This is a genomic window from Gordonia sp. CPCC 206044 (assembly GCF_048537895.1).
Taxonomy (GTDB): Bacteria; Actinomycetota; Actinomycetes; order Mycobacteriales; family Mycobacteriaceae; genus Gordonia.
In genome coordinates, this window is record NZ_JBCLVL010000013.1 from 1 (window position 1) to 15587 (window position 15587).

Here is a 15587-nt window from a genome sequence, read left to right on the forward strand (position 1 = left end):
GCGAGAACATTGCCGTCGAGCGTAATCAGTCGACCGCAGGTTCTTCGAACATGCTGGGGGAAGGGGTGGTTTCCGTTATGAGCGTGCCCATAACGCCGGTCGAGTCTCGGAACCGCACACTGCTGGTCGAGTAGGCGCCGAGGCGCTGGCCGAGGAGCCGTATCGAGACCTGAGGGTGCTCAGATCATCTTGCGTTACAGTCGATTACCCGAACCGGGTCTCGCTATGCTCGGACACCCCCCCAGGTCTCGATACGGATCTTCGGCTAGCGCCTCAGTACCTACTCGACCGGCAATGTGTGCGCCAACCGTGGGGACCGGACGCGAGAACATTGCCGTCGAGCGTAATCAGTCGACCGCAGGTTCTTCGAACATGCTGGGGGAAGAGGTGGTTTCCGTTATGAGCGCGCCCATAACGCCGGTCGAGTCTCGGAACCGCACACTGCTGGTCGAGTAGGCGCCGAGGCGCCAGCCGAGGCACCGTATCGAGACCTGCATTCCGGCACCAGATCTCGATACGCGGCCTCGCTACGCTCGGACGCTACTCGATCAACAGGCAAGGCGTTCCCCTGTGCACCAACAGGACTCACCACCCCGAACCTGTCAGAGGTCGCCGCTACAATTGCATCAGGGCGACGACCGGGACGCCGAAATACGTTGCAGCACAATAAGATACCTGTGGATGAACTCTTCTCGACGAACGCATGTTCGACTACAATCGAGTCGTGCCGTTGGACACCCTGATTCCGTTGCTGCGTGAGGTGACGATCGACGCTGATGCGTCTGGTTGCCAGGTCTTCGAGACCGCGAAGACGTTGATGGACGTGCGTAACCTGGTCGACCACCAGTTGGCCGTACACGTGGCGGCAATGGACAGGTTGGGGGTGGCGCAGCGTTCCGGTGGTCGCACGCGGAGGTTGTTGATCGAGATGGGGGCTGCTCCGGCGGTCGCCGACCGGTGGCTGCGCATCGGGACGGCTCTCGGCCGGTTGGAACGGGTGGCCGCTTATTCTGCGGACGGGGTGTTCTCCGGCGAACACGTGGACGCGTTGGTGCGGGGGATGGCCCATATCGATCAACGGGCGCCGGAACCGTTGTCGGCGGGGTCTGTGATCGAACACGAGTTGGCGTTGATCGCCCAAGCCTTCTCCGGCGCCACACCACGTGAAGTACTGGCGGCGGCACGCGCGCGAGGCAATCAGATCGCCGACGACCAGGACGGTGTGCCGGCGGCCGAGGACCGGACGATCAACGAGGTCTCCACGACCGTAGCCGGTGATGGTCGGTTGGAGGTGTTCGCCAATCTCGACATCGTCACCGGCGAGAAACTCGTGTCCGCGGTCGAGTCCCTGTCCCGCAAGCGGCCGGAACCCGACGGGTCCGAGGATGCCCGGTCCGCGGGGCAGCGTCGCGCTGATGCGTTGGAGATGATTCTGGATGCTGCGGCCAAAGCCAGCAGAACAGGTGACGCGGACATGGTCGTCGCCCCGAAAACACAGGTGAGTGTGACCGTGCCGGCCGACCACCCCGATCAGGCAACCCTGGAATGGCTCGGGCCGATCTCCCAGACCACCGCACACCTGGTGGCCTGTGATGCCAGCGTCACCGTGTTCGACCTCGACGAGCACGGCGCACCCCTCGGCGTGGGCAACGGGGCACGGTTGTTCACCGTCCAGCAGCGTAAAGCACTCATCGTGCGTGACCAGTGCTGTGTGAAATGCGGAGCCGCCGCCGGATATACGCAGTGCCATCACATCATCTACTGGTCACACGGGGGCGCCACCGTCATCGACAACGGCTGCCTGTTGTGCACCTCGTGCCACGCGCAGATCCACGCGTCCGGGTGGGAGATCATCATGGGCGCCGACCGACACCCCTGGTTGATTCCGCCGGTCGAGGTCGACCCGACACGCACACCGTTACCGGCGTATAACCGGCGCACCATGACTCTCGCCGCCTGACCTCGCCACCGCGACACCGATAGCCGAGACCCGAAACCAGCTGAGCGCGAACGCTCGTCACCACACCTGATCGGCAACCCGGCGTATCCCGGGTTGTGCACGGCCTTTGACAACTCCACAGTGTGAAATGGGAAACCCTTTCGGGTGCCCGCCGGGCAATGAGCCGGCGGGCACCCGATGGTGGGCTCTCGGGGGGATCACCAGGTCGTCCGGGGAAGACGCCGTTCGAAGAGTCAGCCTGGTAGTTGGCAATCCTGGGGTCGCTCGCGATCTCGTACTCGAGGACCGGGTGACGATCGCACCGCGGCGGGTAGACGGTACTCGCAGGGTTCCAGAGTCTGGCAACACAAGCAGGACCGGAGCAGCGGCCGGGCTCTGATGAAACGGTCCGGCCGAATCTCCTCGAGCGGGAGGTGGGGTACCGTGCCGGACATGATCAGGATGGCGCCTGCCGACGCGCGGTCGTACTGGATGGCGGACGCCATCCCGAACGACCAGTTCCTGGTGTATTGCTTTGCCGATCAAGGAATTCCGCTCACCGAACTTGCCGCCCACCTGCGAGCGCGGGCCGCCGGCGTCGACGATCTGTGCCTGCGGATTGTCGATGTACCCGCAAGCCTGGACCTACCCCATTGGGTGGGTACGACGGTGCGTGACGACCAGGTCGTCGTCGAGGCGTCGATCACCGGATGGGGCGACTGCCTCGACCGACTCGGTGCCCTGCAGGCCGAGCAACTGGATCCGAGGGAAAGTGCCTGGAGGATCAGGATCTTCGGCCCGGTCGTCGACGCGCCGCGCGGACCCGCGGTCGTGGTGGTGTTGCAGATCTGTCACGCACTCGGCGACGGTCGTCGCACCTCATCGATCGCGCGAGCTCTCTTCGCCGACGATGTCGCACCCCCGCGGCGGCCGCGAGTCGACCGCATCCCCGCCGACGTTCTCGCACTCGGTGCTGCGGTACGTGGTGCGGTCGTCCTGCCCGTGCGAATCGGTCGGATGCTCAGACGTGGGTTCGACGCGTATCGCGAAGTTCGTCGGCACCCGCCGACCGCGGGCGCCGGATACCCGCCGACCGTGCTGAACCGTCGACCGGGACCTGCCCGCACACTGCGGGTCATCGTCGGCGACCGCGCGATGGTGCCGTCTCGGCATCCGGTCACGGTCGGGGCCCTGACCGCGATCTCGTTGGCCCTCGACGAATACCTCCCCGCCGAGACGCCGATCGGAGCCGAGCTCACCATCGGACGATCCGCAGGATCGTTGTCACGCAACAACTTCCGCAATGCGGGTATCGACCTGCACACCGAGATCGACGATGTCGGCCTTCGGGCGGACACCATCGCGGAGGAGGTCGCTCGCGCCCGCGCCGTCGATGACGAACCGGCGCGACGCGCCGAACGGCGTGCCACCGATGCGACCCCTGCCGTGTTGGCGCGGTGGGGTATCCGACAATTCGATGCTGACGTTTCGCCTCCGACCGTCACCGGTGTCACGGTGGTGTCCTCGGTGCATCGGGGACCCGCAGACCTGTGGCTCGGCGGGGGAGAGGTGCTGTTCACCACCGGATTCCCGGCCCTGTCGCCTGCCCAGGGCCTCACCCACGGCGTGCACGGAATCGGCGGTGCGTTGGCGATCTCGGTGACCACGAGCCCCGAGGTGATGCCAGACGTCGACCGCTATGTCACACTGTTGCGCCGCGCCCTCGACCAGGTCTCGTCGGTCCCTGCGTCTCAGAGCTCCCCGGGCCCGTAGTGTTCGGTCCCATCGGTGAGTGATGGTTGTGAACCCCGGTGTGGTGCCGTGCCTTTCGGTGCCCTGGTCAGTCGCTTCGGTAGACGGTCGGCGAGCCCGCCGAGTGGGGCAACGGTCTGGTTGAGCAACTCCACGGTCTCCGCGAGCTCATGCACCGTGTCCTGCATGGCGAGCAGGTTCGGTGCCAACTGTCCGATGACTTCGGTCAGTTCGGTGATCCGATCCAGCGGCCCGTCCGGCGCGATGGCGCGCTCGACGGCGCCGTTCTCGCCGACGAGCTGATCGAGCAGACCGCCGTCCTCGGCCATCCGATCGAGGACGCCGCCCGATGAGGTGACCTTTTCCAGGACACCGTCGGGGGCGGTGAGCTTGTCGACGATGCCGCCCTCGGAGGTCAGGCGTTCCAGGATGCCCTCGTTCTCGGTGAACTGGTCGACCACACCGCCGGCACGGGTCAGTCGATCCAGCGGCCCGTCCTGGGCGGTCAGGCGCACCAGGATGCCGCCGTCCTCGGTCATCTGGTCGAGGAGACCGCCGGTGGCGGTGAGCTTTTCGAGCAGCCCGTCGGGTGCGGTCAGCCGGTCGATGACACCGTCGGGGTTCAGAAGGCGTTCGAGAGGGCCGCCGGCGGCAAGGATCCGGCCGAACGGGCGGTCGGGACCGAGCAGATCGGCGAGCTGATTGAGCAGAGCGAGCGGCGTGCGGGTACTGCCGAGCTCATCGCCGGACAAACCGAGTGCGCTGTTCACCTCGTGCTGAACGCTGGTCGCCGTCAAGCGGGCGATCGTGACCGCCGACTCGGCTGCGGTCAGGGCTACTCCCGTGACGGCAAATCCGATGCGGAAGGGAAGCTCGACGACGCTGCGGGAGGGGGCGCTGTTGGATTCCATGATGTCATCGCGTCCCGGCTACGACTTCGCCGCAGCCTTGGCCGCCTTGGCGGCCTTCTTGAAGTCACGCACCTTCTGCAGTGATTCCGGGTCGGTCACGTCGGCGACCGATCGATACCCCGCCTTCCCGTAGTCGCCGACCACTTTTGTCCATCCGGCCGGTTTCACCCCGAGCTGCTTGGCGAGCAGCGCGACGAAGATCTTCGCCTTCTGCTCACCGAAACCGGGCAGGGCATGCACACGTGCGAACAGATCGGCGCCCGACGACGCGTCGGACCAGATCTTGGCCGTGTCGCCGTCGTATTCGTCGACGACGATCTGTGCGAGTGCCTGGACGCGTCCCGCCATGGACCGGCCATAGCGGTGGATGGCAGGCGGGGTCGCACACAGGTCGGCGAATGCGTCGGGCTCGGCTGCTGCTATCGCACCGGGATCCATCGTGCCGAAGCGGTCGCGGATCTTGGCCGGCCCCGCGAAGGCACGCTCCATCGGGAACTGCTGATCCAGCAGCATCCCGGTCAGCAACGCGAACGGATCGGTGGAGAGGAGAGCATCGGCGGCCGGGTCCTGGGCAATCTGCAGATTCGCCATGGGGACATGCTAATGCCCTTTAGACTCGCCACCATGGGGACCGGACGGAGGGGACGGGGCGGGTCGCTGCGCGCACGCCTGATCGGGATCATCGCTGCGGTGACGGCGCTGGGCGCCACGGTCGCGGGCAGCCCGATGGCCTCGGCCATCCCCGAATACACCGAACCCAACCTGGTCACGACGCTGCGGTGCGACAGCGCGAGCCCATGGCCGGGTGCGACACTCCCGGTCCGCGTGGACGTGTTCAACGGCATCCGATTCCCGGCCGACGGCCTTCCGGGACCGGCCATCTCGCTGATCGCCTCCGATCACGCCAAACCATCTCCGATCACCGACTACACGATCGAGGCAAAGGTGACCTGGCGCAATCTGGCCACCGGACGCACCGGTAGCGTCACCGTTCCGTCGAGGGCCCGCATCGTCACCTGGCAGGCCGATCTTCATCCCGGTAAAGGGCCGGTGGCCTTCACCATCCGGCAGAAGATCGGGCTGATGGCGTTCGTCCCGATGGTCAACGCCAAGACGTCGACCTGCCACGGCCGGGCCACCGCCTGACCGAACCACCCGCAAACGCGGGTCGGCAAGCCCCACGATCGTCGAATCGTGAACCGAATTGCGTGCTTTCGATACCAAAACGTGTGTCGAGTTGCGCCGGTTCGCCGCGCAGTGGCCAGTAGGCTGACACAGGCAATCGTCCACCGATGGTCCGGTGGCCCCGACGATGAGGACACTCTCCATGTCGCAAGCGCATCACGAGGAAATCGCGGAGCAACACACGGCGAAGGTCATCGGTGTCACGGTGGCCGCCGCGGTCGGCGGGTTCCTGTTCGGGTTCGACTCGTCGGTCGTCAACGGCGCCGTCGACTCCATCCAGCAGACCTTCGACCTCGGTGAGCTGTTCAAGGGCTTCGCGGTCGCGATCGCATTGCTGGGCTGTGCCGTCGGCGCCTGGTTCGCCGGTCGCCTGGCCGACATCTGGGGCCGCAAACGGGTGATGCTCGTCGGATCGGTCCTGTTCGTGATCTCGGCGATCGGTACGGCCTACACGCAGACGGTGTGGGATCTGCTGATGTGGCGTGTCCTCGGCGGCCTCGGCATCGGTATCGCCTCGGTCATCGCACCCGCCTACATCTCCGAGATCGCACCGGCCCGCTTCCGCGGCGCGCTGGCGTCCATGCAGCAACTCGCGATCACCCTCGGTATCTTCGCGGCGCTGTTGTCGGACAAGCTGTTGCAGTCCGCGGCAGGCGAACCCATGAACGATCTGTGGTGGGGCCTCGAGGCATGGCGGTGGATGTTCCTCGTCGGGGTGATCCCGGCGGTTGTCTACGGCGCACTCGCGCTCACGATCCCGGAGTCGCCGCGCTATCTCGTCGGCAGGCACCGCGACGAGGAGGCGGCTCGCATCCTGCAGGAGGTGACCGGCGAAGCGAATCCGCTCGAGCGGGTCAAGGAGATCAAGCTGACGGTCAAGCGGGAATCCGCGGCGTCCCTGCACGACATCCGCGGGCCGTCGTTCGGGTTGCATCCACTGGTGTGGGTGGGCATCTGGCTGGCCGTCTTCCAACAGTTCGTCGGCATCAACGCGATCTTCTATTACTCGACGACGCTGTGGAAATCGGTCGGATTCGACACCGCTCAGGCGTTCACGACCTCGGTGATCACCTCGGCCATCAACGTCGGGATGACGTTCGTGGCGATCTTGTTCGTGGACCGGATCGGGCGACGGATCCTGCTGCTGTGGGGTTCGGTCGGTATGTTCGTGGGCCTGGTCATGGCGTGCGTCGCGTTCACCCAGTCGGTGACCACCGTGGTCAACGACGTCGCCGAGGTGTCGTTGCCCAACCCCTGGGGTGTCTTGGCGCTGATCGGGGCCAACACGTTCGTGGTGTTCTTCGCCGCCACCTGGGGCCCGATCATGTGGGTCATGCTGGGCGAGATGTTCCCCAACAGGATTCGCGGTGTCGCGCTCGGCGTGTGCACCGCGGTGAACTGGGTCGCGAACTTCACCATCTCGATGTTGTTCCCGGAGATGAGCAAGGTGCTCGGCCTGTCCTGGATCTACGGGTTCTTCGCCTTCTGCGCTGCGGCGTCGTTCTTCTTCGTCCGCTCCAAGGTGGCCGAGACCAAGGGTATGGAACTCGAGGAGATGGATGGTGTCGCCGCCAGCCGCCTCGAACAGTTCGAGGCGGTCCGGTCCGCCAAGGGCACCGAATGAGTCAGTCGCGGTCGGTCAGCCCGGTGATCAGCAGCCACTGGGCGGCGAAGTAGCTCGCCAACACCCATGCCTCGCTGACGGCCGCGACGCGCCGATCCGTGATGAGGTGACGGCGGTTGAGGATGGTGAGGTCGGAGGCGAGGAACAGCCAGCCACCGGCTCGCATCGCCGGTTGCGGCGCGGCGACGGCGTCGGCGGTGGCCGACATCGTCGCCAGCGTGTTCCCGTAGGTGCCCAGGACGGGCAGCAGTCGGGGACGGTGCAATGCCAGCACGGTTGCGGACTCACCGAGGATCAGGGTGCGCAGCGCCAGTCCACGAGGCCGCGGTCGGGCGCCACGGCGCAGCATCGCCCCGGTCAGGCACAACTGCGCACCTGCGAACAGGCTCGCACCGATCTGGAGGCGACGGTCCTTCGTCGACGGTTCGTCGGCGAACTCCTCGAGCAGCATCGCGCGATCGCCTGCGATGGAGAATGCCAGTGCACCCGCCAGCAAGGCGTTGTCGAGAGCACTTCGTCCGCGGTGACCGCGGGCGGCGTGCGCGGCGAGCACCAGCATCGGCAGCGGTTTGGTGATCTCGGCCGCGCGCCGACGGTGCAGGGCGCCCGCCACGGTGGCCGCGGCGCTCGTCACGGCGAAAGCCGCTGCGGCTGCGTGGGTGCGCGCTGCGGTCGCGGGGCTCACCGGTAGAGCAACCGCGAGACGAACGCGCGGATGTCGTTGTCGGACAAGGCGTCGGCCTGCTGGTCGTTGAGGACCAGGTAGGTGCGCGCGGACACCCGCGAGTCGGCGGCGCGGGCGTCGTTCAGATAGCGAAGACTCAAAGGCACGATGACATTCTGGTCGAACAGGCTCTGGGTCAACAACACCGACCGGCTGAAGCCCCTGATCGGGATCATGTGCGACTGGGAGACCACGTCCATCAGTTCGCGGTTGTCGGCCAGCGGTTTGCGCAGCAACGAACCCAGCGACAGGCCGGCCACCTCGGGTGTCAGATCGTCGGCGCACAGCGATGCTGCCCGGTTCAGCCAGGTGACACCGGTGTCGGTGAGGTAGGAGTCCAGACCGATCGACGGCCGGGCATTGCGCAGTGCACTCAGGGTGTAGAGCACCTCGGCGGTCACCCCGGAGGGCATCGACCCCGTGGACGGGCCGAGTCCGCCCATCAGCGAATCGAATTCGACCGGCACCGACGATGCGACCGAACCGCGATAGTCCAGGGAGGGCCCCTGCAGACGCGTGGCCTGCCGAGCGAGCTCGACAGCCGCAGCGGCTCCCTGGGTCTCGCCGACCACCGCCCAGCGGCGCGACAGGTGCGCGGCCACGTCGCGCCCGGCGCGGACGGCGTCGACGATGTTGCGGGCCGTTGTCGCGGTGTCGAAATACTGTGGTGTGCCCGGTGTTCCGAGGCCGGCGTAGTCGGGGGTGATCACCGCGTAACCACGCTCGACCCACCGTCGGGCGGCGCGGGTGTCGGCCGTCACCGGCCGTACCGAGGGTGCACACCGGTCGGCGATGCCTCGGGCGCCGTGGGCCCAGACGATGACCGGCCAGCCTGCGCGGGGTGCGGCGCCCTTGGGTACCTGCACGGTGCCCGCCGACAGGCGCGGTGTGCCGTCGGTTCCGGTGGTCCAGTAGGTGAACGAGTCGCCGGTGGCGGCCATGGGAGCCAGCCGGTCACGTGGCAGATCGCGGCTCGCGAACACCGTGCCGGGCCGACCGCCGGGCGAGGTCTGTGTGGTGGGGGCGGCCTGCGCGGGTGGCGTCGTGACGCTCCCGACCGTCATCAGCGCCGCGGCGAGTGCGAACGACGGGATGGCGGCCCTCAGCAGCGGGCGTCGTCGGGTGGATGGGTTGGGGGACATGTTCATCGATTCGCTGTTCGGTTGTGGTGCGGGTCGTCGGCGACGACTCAGGCGTCGACGACGCCGACCGCGGGGAGGAAGAAGCAGTTGCGACCGGCAACGTCGGAGTTTCCGAAGACAGCGGCGAGCACGGTGCCGCTCTCGGTGTCCACGGGCGCGAGACGGACGCCGGAGAGCAGCGGGACAGCCTTGAGGATCGGGGCGTCGGCGACCGGTTTCAGATCGGCGAAACCACCCTTCATCGTGGTCGTGTTGAACCAGGCGACCTGCATCTTGCCGGTGTCGGATCCTGGGGTGGCGGTGTGCGTCGGGGTGGCCGGGACGAATGCGAACGCGGTCTGTCCCTTGTCCACGAGATTGAGCTTCGGCAACGTGATGCCGAAGAGTTGCTGCAGCGGCGCCAGCGGTTCGGAGGCGAGCGGCCAGGGCCCGGCCACCGCGCCCGCGCCTGCCGACACGAGCCCGAGCGGGTTGTCGGCGGTGGGTGCGGCGCAGAACGGCGACACGGACGGGGTGAGGGTCTGGACGCCGAGGGCACGCAGGAGACCGATCGGGTCGGTGCCGGCGGCCGGGACCGGCGTGACACGCGCGGCGGCCTGCTCGGTGGAGAGTTGGCCGACACTCGACATGATCGCCTGCGCGGCGTCGAGTGCCATGCGGTCGACGCCGGCGTCGCGCAGCATACGCACCGCGGCGGCCAGTTCGGCGTCGAAGGGGATCGGGGGAAGAGTCATGCTGTTCTGCTCGACCAGCGGCTCGGCGGACGCCGTCGGCGCGCTGATCGCGGGAGCGCAGAGCGCCAGCGCGGCGGCCGTGGCGATTCCGAGTACCGCCGCCCGCACGCCTGGTGAGCGACGAGGGGAGCGGGCAGAGCCCATCGACGTGGTGTTCATGATCTTCTCCTTCAGCAACGGCCACACCCGCACCAGCCGCAGCTGTTACGGATGTGACAGAAGTTTCTTAAGTTAAAAGAGAGCATGACCGATGTGCTGATTTCAAGTCCAGAGTCCGAGCTGTGACGTGGTCGCGACCCAGGCGTGAAGAGCGAGCCCCGAAAAAGCACGACACCCCCGGCCCGGAATGGGCCGAGGGTGTCGGAACCGCAGTGTGTCAGATGGTCGCGAGACCGATCGTCGGGATGATCCCGCAGCTGACCACACGCCCCTTGCTCTTGGTGGTGACGTTGCCGTAGATCGTCGAGACCACGCGGCCCTTGCCGGTGTTGGCGATACCGGTGAACGTGCCGGGGCCTTCCTTCACGTTGATCTTCGGGTTGCGCTTCAGCGTCAATTGCCCGGTGCGACCGTTGTCGATGTTCAGCCAGGTCACCAGCAATTTCTGGTGCGGATTGTCGATGGCCGGGCCGGTGCCCAGGCTGGTGTAGACGTATCCCGCCTGGCCGCGCTTGGGGCCCGGCGCGGGTGCCTGCTGCGGGCCGGCGGTGGCCAGCGCGCGACCCAGGGAGTTGCCACCGTCGGGCATGCAACCGAAGCCGAGGGTCGGATAGAGGAACTCCTGGATCTTCGGGGCGTTGGGGCCCTGCGGGATCTCCGGATCGCCGGGCTTGCGCTCGGCGGCCTTGCGCTCGCGGATCATGGCCACCCGTCCGGGCTCGCCGAGGAAGTCGACGACCGACTTCCAGATCTCCTTGGCCTGCGGCGGCAGTCCGGGGGCCGACGACAGCGCCTTGGCCTGATCGAGCAGCTGCGAGTTGATCTTGCCGTGGGCGTCCTTGGTGGCGACGGACCCGATGATCGCGGGAGCGAATGCGCCAAGCGAATCCAGCGTGCGCTGGTCGAGCTTGGGTGCAGCCGGCTTGGGTGCCGGTGCCGCCTCTGCGACGCCGGGCAGCGCAAGGGAGGCGGCTGCGACGACGCTCATCGCGGCCACGGCCGTACGACGAACGGTACTGCTGGCAGGTCGGCGCATTCGATGTGAACGCAAGCTCTGGAGCGCAGAACGCACTGTTTCCGGTCCTATCGGTCGTCGGTGCGTGCCGGTGGGCACGCACTCCGCGGTCGGTGCCTGGCGACATCGAAGTCGACGTCGCGCGTCATTCTATGTGTCCGCCTACAGCGGTTGCTGTCGAGGCACACTACTGCGTCCATGTGTGACACCTGAGGAAATTGATGCAATTGTTACGGATGTTACGTAACGCGGCGGCCTCGTCCCCGTCGGTCGTACCTGGTTAGATCGAGCCGTGGCAAGACGACGTGTATTGATCTCCCTCGCAATGACCGCCGCCGCCGCGATGACGATGCTCGTGGGCTGTGGTGACGACGCCGAACCCGGCGCAGAGGTCACCCTGTTGACTCACGACTCCTTCGAGCTCCCGGACTCGGTGTTCGACACCTTTCAACGCGACACCGGTCTGACGCTCAAGGTGGTGAAGTCGGGTGACGCCGGTCAGCTGGCCTCGACGGTGTCCCTGACGCCCGGTTCGCCGAAGGCGGACGCGGTGTTCGGCATCGACAACACCTTCGCCTCACGTCCGGTCGAGGCCGGGGCGCTGGACCCGTATCTGTCGCCACTGGCGGCCAACGGCGCGGCCGAGTACGCCCTGCCGGAGGCGCACGATCAGCTCACCGCGGTCGACCGCGGCGATGTCTGCCTCAACATCGACGACACCTGGTACGCCGAACACGATCAGGAACCGCCGAAGAGTCTGCGCGACCTACGAGACCCGGCATACGCGCGTCAGGCGGCATTGCTCGACCCGGGTACGTCGTCACCCGGAATGTCCTTCCTGCTGGCCACGATCGGCGCCTTCGGTAACGGCTGGCCGGATTACTGGAAGGCGGTCACCGGCGGCGGCGCGAGTGTCGTGTCGGGGTGGGAGATCGCCTACAACCAGCTCTTCACCGCCGGAGAGGGTAAGGGAGCCAAACCGATCGTGGTCTCCTATGCGTCGTCGCCCGCCGCCACGCAGGGGACGTCGGCCCTGCTCGACAGCTGCTTTCGGCAGGTGGAGTACATCGGTGTGCTCAAGGGCGCCAAGAACCCGACCGGGGCACGCAAACTCGTCGACTTCATGCTGAGCCCGACCGTCCAGGCGGTGCTTCCGTCGTCGATGTATGTCTATCCGGTGCAGAAGAACACGCCGCTGCCCGACGGCTGGCAACAGCGTGCGCCGGTGCCGACCTGGACGGTGAACATGCCTCCCGCCTACATCGCAGCGCATCGGGAACAGTGGCTGCAGCAGTGGCGCGACGCCGTCGGACGGTGACCGGTCGCATCGGTGCCCTGGCACTGCGGGTGGTGCCCGCCGCATTCATCCTGATCCTGTTCGTCTGGCCGATCGGCGCGCTGGTGCGCCGGGCGGTCACCACCGCCGACAGTGTGGGGATCTGGGAGCTGCTGGAGCGCACCCATGCTCTGAACCTGTTGGGATTCACCCTGTTCCAGGCTGCCGCGTCGACGGTGCTGGCGATGGTCGTCGCGGTACCGATGGTGTGGTTGGTGGCCCGGGTGCAGATCCCCGGATCGCTGCTGCTGATGGTGATCGTGACCGTGCCGTTCGTGCTGCCCACCGTCGTGGTCGGAGTCGCATTCCGCGCATTGTTCGACGGTCCGCTGGCGGGTCTGCACATCTCCTCGGGATTGTGGCCGATCCTGGCGGCCCATGCGTTCCTGAACGTCGCCGTGGTGGCCCGGATCGTCGGGGCGGCGTGGCGTTCACTCGATCCGCGCCCGGCGGAGGCCGCACGGACGCTCGGGGCCGGACGCCTGCGTGCGTTCCTCGAAATCGTCGCGCCGCGTCTGATGCCCGCCGTCGGCGCTGCCGCCGCGCTCGTCTTCCTGTTCTGTTCCACCAGCTTCGGGGTCATCATCGTTCTCGGCAACGGGGAGATCCGCACCCTGGAGACCGAGATCTACACCCAGGCGATCGGGTATTTCCGCATCCCGGAGGCGGTCGCGCTGTCGATGGTGCAGATCGTCGTGGTGGTCGCCGCGCTGTTGCTCACACGGATGTTCACCGCCCCGGCCGGCTCGGACGGCGCGCGGGCCGGGCGCCGTCTGCTACCCCGCGGGCGGCAATGGGTTCCGGTGGTCGCGGCGGTCACCTGGACGGTCGTCGTGCTGGTGGGTCCGATAGCCGTCCTCGCGCTGCGGTCGGTGCGGCCCGGCGCCGACGGCGCGTGGACGCTCGACGGCTACCGGTCGTTGGGGAGCTCGGTCAACGGCGTGACCCCGTTGGAGACGCTGCGCTACTCGCTGACCACGGCCGCCCTCGCGATGGTCATCGCGCTGGTCGTCGGCCTGTTGGCCGCGGTGTCCATGCACCGCTCCCGGGGGTGGTGGACGGTGGCCGGGAACGTGGTCACCACCGTTCCGCTCGGTGTGAGTGCGGTGACCCTGGGCTTCGGATACCTCATCGTCCTCGCCTCCCTGCCGTCGTCGGTGTCGTCGTCGCCGCTGGTCATCCCCTGCGTGCAGGCGTTGATCGCCATCCCGGTGGTGGTGCGGATCGCCCTTCCGGCGCTCGAATCGATACCCGGTCGGCTGCGGCAGGCGGCCGCGACGCTGGGCGCCGGACCGATGCGGGTGTTCGTCACCATCGATCTACCGATGATCGGCAGATCCCTGGGCGCCGCAGGCGGGTTCGCATTCGTGATGGCGATGGGGGAGTTCGGCGCCACGAGCTTTCTGGCTCGTGCGGACACCACGACCTTGCCGGTGCTGATCGGGTCGGCGCTCAATCGTCCGGGCGCCGACAACCTGGCCACCGCCATGGCGGCGTCGATGCTGCTGGTCGCGGTGACCACCCTCGCGGTGATCATCGTGGAGGCGCTGCGACCGCGGACGGGAGGGCTGCTGTAGATGCTCGAGATCGACGACGTGGCAGTGCGATACGGCCCGGTGACGGTGCTCGACGGGCTGACCTGGTCGGCCGGGACGTCGGGGTCGGCCGTGACCGCCCTGCTCGGTCCGTCCGGATGCGGGAAGTCGACGCTGATCCGGGCGGTCGCCGGCCTGGAACCCCTCGACGGGGGCACGGTTCGCTTCGACGGGGCAGATCTGCGCGACGTGCCGACCCATCGACGCGACTTCGGCGTCGTGTTCCAGGACGGCCAGCTGTTCGGCGGACGGACCGTCGCGTCGAACATCGCCTACGGGCTGCGTATTCGCCGGTGGTCGCGATCGGCGATCCGGGAGCGGGTGACCGAACTGCTCGAACTGGTCCGGCTCGCGGACTTCGCCACACGCCGCGTCGACGATCTCTCCGGCGGACAGGCGCAGCGGGTGGCCCTGGCGCGGGCACTGGCCCCACGGCCACGACTGTTGTTGCTCGACGAACCGCTCGCGGCGCTCGACCGGCTGCTGCGCGACCAGCTGGCGACCGAGATCGCCGAGATCGTCCGTGCTGCCGCGATCCCCACCATCGTCGTCACCCACGATCACACCGAGGCGGCCCTGATGGCCGACTCGATCTCCGTCATGCGTGCCGGTGGCATCGTGCAAAGTGCTGCGCCGCAGCACCTCTGGAATCAACCGCGTGACGAGTGGACCGCACGGTTCCTGGGCGTCACGACGGTTCTCGACGCGACGATCGTCGACGGCCGGGCCGACACGGTGCTTGGGCCGGTCGCCCTGGATCGCTCCGACGGCCCCGTGACGTTGGGGCTGCGACCGGAATCCGTTCGCGCTCAGATGATCGACGGCGACGGTGCGGTGGCCGGCACGGTCGGTGCGGTCGCCGATCTGCCCACCGGGCGGCGGCTGCGGGTGCGCGCCGGGTCCGTCGAGCTCGATGCGATGACGTCGGCACCGGTCGTGGTCGGCGACGACGTCGCGTTACGGATCGTCGCCGACCGGGTGGCGGTGATCGGGTGATGACGGATCGGATCGTGGTCGCAGGAGCCGTCGTGGACCGTGCGCGGGGGACGCTGCTGCTGGCCCGACGACGGTACCCGGCCGAGGTCGCGGGACTGTGGGAGTTGCCCGGCGGAAAGGTCGAGCCGGGAGAGACACCGTCGGACGCATTGCGCCGGGAGCTCGACGAAGAGCTCGGCGTCGTGGTGACGGTGGGCGCCAAACTGCGGGCAGATGTGCGACTGCGCCCGGGACTGACGTTGATCGCCCTGCGTGCGGAGATCGTCGAGGGCATCCCGCGGGCCGCCGAACACGCCGCGCTGCAGTGGGTCGACGCGACGACGCTGGTCGAGTGGGCGAGGGAGGGACGCTTGGTGCCCGCCGACAGCGCCTGGGTGCCGGAATTGGTCACCGAACTCGGCGGTCACGACGACCGTGCGCGGGATGCGTAGAGGCGTTGTCGGCCCTGCAGAACCGATGTGAGCACGGTCTCACG

General features: G+C 67.5%; 14 protein-coding genes. 8 read left to right on the top strand and 6 right to left on the bottom strand.

What is annotated here, in order from left to right:
- The first annotated feature begins 703 nt into the window (after positions 1-703).
- Together AAFP35_RS19260 and AAFP35_RS19265 are read left to right on the top strand one after the other, a co-directional pair.
- Positions 704-1960: a DUF222 domain-containing protein gene (locus AAFP35_RS19260; protein WP_419223250.1), complete on the top strand. Its 1257-nt coding sequence runs from the start codon at positions 704-706 to the stop codon at positions 1958-1960.
- Between the two features lie 432 nt (positions 1961-2392).
- Positions 2393-3712, top strand: coding sequence for a WS/DGAT domain-containing protein (locus AAFP35_RS19265; protein ID WP_419223251.1), 1320 nt, complete (start codon positions 2393-2395; stop codon positions 3710-3712).
- On the opposite strand, the gene AAFP35_RS19270 is transcribed toward AAFP35_RS19265, so the two are convergent.
- Both AAFP35_RS19270 and AAFP35_RS19275 read right to left on the bottom strand, forming a co-directional pair.
- The gene (locus AAFP35_RS19270; protein ID WP_419223252.1) at positions 3691-4602 is read right to left on the bottom strand and encodes a hypothetical protein; all 912 of its coding nucleotides are present in this window, start codon (positions 4600-4602) and stop codon (positions 3691-3693) included. The two genes, AAFP35_RS19265 and AAFP35_RS19270, sit on opposite strands and share 22 nt — an antisense overlap.
- Before the next feature lie 18 nt (positions 4603-4620).
- A complete protein-coding gene (locus AAFP35_RS19275) occupies positions 4621-5193 on the bottom strand; it encodes an HhH-GPD-type base excision DNA repair protein (RefSeq protein ID WP_419223253.1) in 573 nt (190 codons plus the stop codon).
- Between the two features lie 33 nt (positions 5194-5226).
- Here AAFP35_RS19275 and AAFP35_RS19280 point away from each other — a divergent pair, with 33 nt between their 5' ends.
- The gene (locus AAFP35_RS19280; protein WP_419223254.1) at positions 5227-5748 is read left to right on the top strand and encodes a hypothetical protein; all 522 of its coding nucleotides are present in this window, start codon (positions 5227-5229) and stop codon (positions 5746-5748) included.
- A gap of 181 nt (positions 5749-5929) precedes the next feature.
- Positions 5930-7411: a sugar porter family MFS transporter gene (locus tag AAFP35_RS19285; protein ID WP_419223255.1), complete on the top strand. Its 1482-nt coding sequence runs from the start codon at positions 5930-5932 to the stop codon at positions 7409-7411.
- A gap of 1 nt (position 7412) precedes the next feature.
- On the opposite strand, the gene AAFP35_RS19290 is transcribed toward AAFP35_RS19285, so the two are convergent.
- The 4 genes from AAFP35_RS19290 to AAFP35_RS19305 all read right to left on the bottom strand — a co-directional run bounded on the left by AAFP35_RS19290 (position 7413) and on the right by AAFP35_RS19305 (position 11206).
- Positions 7413-8096, bottom strand: a complete 684-nt coding sequence (locus AAFP35_RS19290) for a lysoplasmalogenase family protein (RefSeq protein WP_419223256.1) — start codon at positions 8094-8096, stop codon at positions 7413-7415.
- Positions 8093-9283, bottom strand: a complete 1191-nt coding sequence (locus tag AAFP35_RS19295; RefSeq protein WP_419223257.1) for a lipase — start codon at positions 9281-9283, stop codon at positions 8093-8095. Before AAFP35_RS19295 ends, AAFP35_RS19290 begins: the two co-directional genes overlap by 4 nt.
- A 41-nt stretch (positions 9284-9324) precedes the next feature.
- Positions 9325-10170 (bottom strand): hypothetical protein, encoded by an 846-nt coding sequence (locus tag AAFP35_RS19300; protein WP_419223258.1) that lies wholly within the window; start codon positions 10168-10170, stop codon positions 9325-9327.
- Positions 10171-10387: 217 nt separating this feature from the next.
- Positions 10388-11206, bottom strand: a complete 819-nt coding sequence (locus AAFP35_RS19305; protein ID WP_419223259.1) for a hypothetical protein — start codon at positions 11204-11206, stop codon at positions 10388-10390.
- A gap of 304 nt (positions 11207-11510) precedes the next feature.
- Between AAFP35_RS19305 and AAFP35_RS19310 the strand changes: the two genes are divergently transcribed.
- From AAFP35_RS19310 to AAFP35_RS19325, 4 genes are read left to right on the top strand one after another with little or no spacing between them, the layout of a single operon-like run.
- Positions 11511-12503, top strand: a complete 993-nt coding sequence (locus tag AAFP35_RS19310; protein WP_419223260.1) for a thiamine ABC transporter substrate-binding protein — start codon at positions 11511-11513, stop codon at positions 12501-12503.
- On the top strand, positions 12467-14098 hold the full coding sequence (locus AAFP35_RS19315) for an ABC transporter permease (RefSeq protein ID WP_419223261.1): 1632 nt from the start codon (positions 12467-12469) through the stop codon (positions 14096-14098). Before AAFP35_RS19310 ends, AAFP35_RS19315 begins: the two co-directional genes overlap by 37 nt.
- The gene (locus AAFP35_RS19320) at positions 14099-15112 is read left to right on the top strand and encodes an ABC transporter ATP-binding protein (RefSeq protein WP_419223262.1); all 1014 of its coding nucleotides are present in this window, start codon (positions 14099-14101) and stop codon (positions 15110-15112) included.
- Positions 15112-15543 (top strand): (deoxy)nucleoside triphosphate pyrophosphohydrolase, encoded by a 432-nt coding sequence (locus AAFP35_RS19325; protein WP_419223263.1) that lies wholly within the window; start codon positions 15112-15114, stop codon positions 15541-15543. The genes AAFP35_RS19320 and AAFP35_RS19325 overlap by 1 nt, the downstream gene beginning before the upstream one ends.
- Positions 15544-15587: the final 44 nt, after the last annotated feature.

Coding starts and splice junctions, on each gene's coding strand:
- AAFP35_RS19260 (WP_419223250.1), top strand. CDS start 704: ATGTTCGACTACAATCGAGTCGTGCCGTTGGACACCCTGATTCCGTTG.
- AAFP35_RS19265 (WP_419223251.1), top strand. CDS start 2,393: ATGATCAGGATGGCGCCTGCCGACGCGCGGTCGTACTGGATGGCGGAC.
- AAFP35_RS19270 (WP_419223252.1), bottom strand. CDS start 4,602: ATGGAATCCAACAGCGCCCCCTCCCGCAGCGTCGTCGAGCTTCCCTTC.
- AAFP35_RS19275 (WP_419223253.1), bottom strand. CDS start 5,193: ATGGCGAATCTGCAGATTGCCCAGGACCCGGCCGCCGATGCTCTCCTC.
- AAFP35_RS19280 (WP_419223254.1), top strand. CDS start 5,227: ATGGGGACCGGACGGAGGGGACGGGGCGGGTCGCTGCGCGCACGCCTG.
- AAFP35_RS19285 (WP_419223255.1), top strand. CDS start 5,930: ATGTCGCAAGCGCATCACGAGGAAATCGCGGAGCAACACACGGCGAAG.
- AAFP35_RS19295 (WP_419223257.1), bottom strand. CDS start 9,283: ATGAACATGTCCCCCAACCCATCCACCCGACGACGCCCGCTGCTGAGG.
- AAFP35_RS19300 (WP_419223258.1), bottom strand. CDS start 10,170: ATGAACACCACGTCGATGGGCTCTGCCCGCTCCCCTCGTCGCTCACCA.
- AAFP35_RS19305 (WP_419223259.1), bottom strand. CDS start 11,206: ATGCGCCGACCTGCCAGCAGTACCGTTCGTCGTACGGCCGTGGCCGCG.
- AAFP35_RS19310 (WP_419223260.1), top strand. CDS start 11,511: ATGACCGCCGCCGCCGCGATGACGATGCTCGTGGGCTGTGGTGACGAC.
- AAFP35_RS19320 (WP_419223262.1), top strand. CDS start 14,099: ATGCTCGAGATCGACGACGTGGCAGTGCGATACGGCCCGGTGACGGTG.
- AAFP35_RS19325 (WP_419223263.1), top strand. CDS start 15,112: ATGACGGATCGGATCGTGGTCGCAGGAGCCGTCGTGGACCGTGCGCGG.